We start from the raw sequence: 3,281 nt of genomic DNA on the forward strand, positions 1-3,281 counted from the left end.
TCTTCCGATCTCGATGTCAACATGATCGTCAGCGTGACGCAGTGTTATCTGGATCACCCGCAGCTCAGCAAAAAAATTAAAAAGAGAGTGGAAGCGTAAAGAAAAACCCCAGCCTGCGTCGGTATCCGCAGTATGGGGTTTTTTCATGATTTAAAATTAATCGCGGTTTTCGCGGCGGCGTCCGCGCTGACGCGCCCCTTTGGCGGCTGTCCGGCGCTTCGGCGGCAGATTGGAATAATCCTTACCTTTGCGGACCATCAGAAGCGGGTGGACTGTCTGGCCTTTGATCGGCGTATTCTTCATTGCGTCGGCGATCTCGCGGTCAAACTGGCGCGGAATCTGTACGGTCGTTTCCTGCGCGCTGATCCGGATCTTGCCGATGTCTCTGCCCGGCAGCCCGGTTGCGGTCGCGATCGCGCTGACGATGATCGCCGCGTTGACGTCCTGATCAGAACCGATATCCAGAATCAGTTCGCTCATGCCTTTTTCCGTCACGGTTAGCGCCGGACGGGCGGAAGCATTCCAGGCCGATTCATCGAACATCTCCGTGCCGGCAATCTGATAGGCCAGGGCTAAAGCCATTTCCCGATAAGAATAGCCGTCGTCCTTCATGGCGTCGATAATCGCCGCCAGCGGCTCCGGGACATCGCGGGTCATCCGGTGTTCCAGATCTTCGCGTAAGAAGTCCAGCCGGATCTTGCGGACTTCTTCCAGCGACGGCAGCGGCTTCTGCGTCAGCTTGGAGCGGGTTGTGCGCTCCAGATCGCGCAGTGCGTATTTCTGACGCGCAGTGATCAGCGTGACCGCCAGACCTTCCTTGCCCGCACGGCCGGTCCGGCCGATGCGGTGAACATAATATTCAGATTCCTGCGGCAGATCGTAGTTGAAGACGACGTCCATCGAATCGACGTCGATCCCGCGGGCTGCGACGTCGGTCGCCACCAGAATGTTGATCTTGCCTTTTTTGAAATTTTCCATGACGCCGGTGCGCATTTCCTGCTTCATGTCGCCATGCAGCGCGGCGGCAGGATAGCCTTTGGAGACTAAATCCGAGGTCAGCTCGTCGACCATTTTCTTCGTGTTGCAGAAAATCATCGCCAGATGCGGATTTTGCATCGAGATCAGCTGCATCAGAATTTCTTTCTTGGCTTCCTTCGGGCAGACGTAATAGACCTGCTCGATCTTCGGTGTGTTGATCTGTGTTTGCGGCGTTTTTATATGAACTGGATTGGTCTGATATTGCGAAGTGATCTCCAGAATCGGCTTGGGCATCGTCGCGGAGAACAGAACGGTCTGGCGCTGCTGCGGCAGGGCGGCGATGACGGTTTCGATATCCTCGCGGAAGCCCATGTTCAGCATTTCGTCCGCTTCATCCAGTACTAATACGCGGCACTGGTCAAAGCGCAGCGTGCGGCGGCGGATATGATCGAGTACACGGCCCGGGGTTCCGACGACGATGTCGGCGCCTTTTTTTAATTCCAGAATCTGCTTGCTGATCTGCTGGCCGCCGTAAACGGCAACGGTACGGATGCCTTCTTTATATTTGGTAAACTTGCGGATTTCATCGCAGACCTGCATCGCCAGCTCGCGGGTTGGGGATAGAATCAGCGCCTGAGGCCGCTTGCGGTCCGTGACCTCCAGCATTTCAATGATAGGAATCGCAAACGCGGCGGTCTTGCCGGTGCCGGTCTGGGACTGTCCGATGACGTCGCCGCCGTTCATGACGACCGGGATGCACGCGCTTTGGATATAGGTAGCCTCTGTGTAGCCGCAGTCTGCGATGGCGCGGCTCATCTCAGGGGACAGGTTTAGTTCGTTAAATTTCATGTATTTCTCACTTTCATCTTAAAATCGCTCGCCTAGGAGTATATCATTATTATGGACAAAAGTAAAACGAATTAAGCAGGCAGATTCAGAAGTATGATATAATAATCCTAATCAAAGAACAAAGGTGAAAACAATGAAAGAGAAACGTGGTTTTACATTATTGGAAATGATCGTGACGGTCGCGATTTTATTTACGCTTTTGAGTATACTGGTCCCGACGATGTCAGGCTTCGCGAAATCCGTGGGCGATCAGATTTCAGATTCTAATTTAGAGCTGTTGAATTTTGCCACGCATTCCTACGCTTCGTTTCATGAAATCGAAAATAAAGATATTTTTGAATCGGTCGGGGACGACGCCGCGCGGCAGCAGGTGCTGGTCAGCGACGGCCTGATTGAGCAGCCGGTGCATCCTAGTGGGGAAGGGGATTATTGTTGGAACATTACCGATCAGAAATGGATCCGCTATGTTCAATCCACGGAAGGCTGCGGCGGCAGTTATAAACCTTCATCCAATCCGGATGGTTCGTTAACGCCGGATGACGTAAAGAAGCCGGAACCGACGGTGTACCCGTCGTCCAAACCGATGCCGACCTACATTCCTTCGCCTTACAAGGCGGTTTGTGAAGCCAGCAAGGGCCAGTTTGACATCGTTGCGGAAACCTGTTCATGCCCGGCCGGTTACGTTCTGGAAGGAACGGAGAAGAAAGACGGCGTTGAATATAAGGTCTGCATCCCGGTCGAACAATATATGTGCATCAGCAGCGGCGGGACATATGACAAAACAACCCAGACCTGTACATGTTCCGGCGATCTCATCCTTGATGACAACACCAAGATGTGCGTGTTCGATCAGGAAAAAGCCAATCAACAGAAATGTGTGGCTAGTGGGGGTGAATGGATTGTAGAGAATGGTTCCGGTTACTGCAAGAAAGAAGAAACGAACACCTATCCGATTGTAGTGGATAAGAATAATCCGAACTTTATCCATGCGGCCTATATGTTAGGCGGAGAAGAGGGCGATGGTTTGTTTGACGTATTTAACAATTTGGACAACCTTGAGGATCTGGTTAAAACTGGAAAGAGTTTAAAAAGTGGAGATTATTTTTATTACAATGGTAACCTATATCGAGTGAGTTATGGTTTGTATATAAATCAAGGCAGTAAGCCAAATGATATAATAAAACAGTTAAGTTCAAGTTTATTTAATGTTTCTGCATCCGGAAATTATGTGAAAGGAAAGGAATATCATTCTGGTGAATATGTTTTGCTGGACCAAACATGGTATACTCCTTCGAATGTGACGAATTCAACTCCGCCGAACAACGAATGGCATGAATGTGGAACAGACCCTGCAAAATTTGAGGGAGCATGCAAGGTTGATAATAAAAAATGATTCAGTAGGCTATAAGTGAATTCTTATAGTCTTTTTTCTGTGCAGAAAGAATGTTATGCTT

General features: G+C 50.3%; 2 protein-coding genes. One reads left to right on the forward strand and one right to left on the reverse strand.

Going from position 1 to position 3,281, the window contains the following annotated elements:
- Positions 1–156 precede the first annotated feature (156 nt).
- Positions 157–1,827, reverse strand: coding sequence for a DEAD/DEAH box helicase (locus AC5OW4_RS14885; protein WP_072684326.1), 1,671 nt, complete (start codon positions 1,825–1,827; stop codon positions 157–159).
- Between the two features lie 133 nt (positions 1,828–1,960).
- Here AC5OW4_RS14885 and AC5OW4_RS14890 point away from each other — a divergent pair, with 133 nt between their 5' ends.
- Positions 1,961–3,220: a type II secretion system protein gene (locus tag AC5OW4_RS14890; protein WP_072684327.1), complete on the forward strand. Its 1,260-nt coding sequence runs from the start codon at positions 1,961–1,963 to the stop codon at positions 3,218–3,220.
- The last annotated feature ends 61 nt before the right edge of the window (positions 3,221–3,281 follow it).

The organism is Holdemania sp. (genome assembly GCF_986127675.1).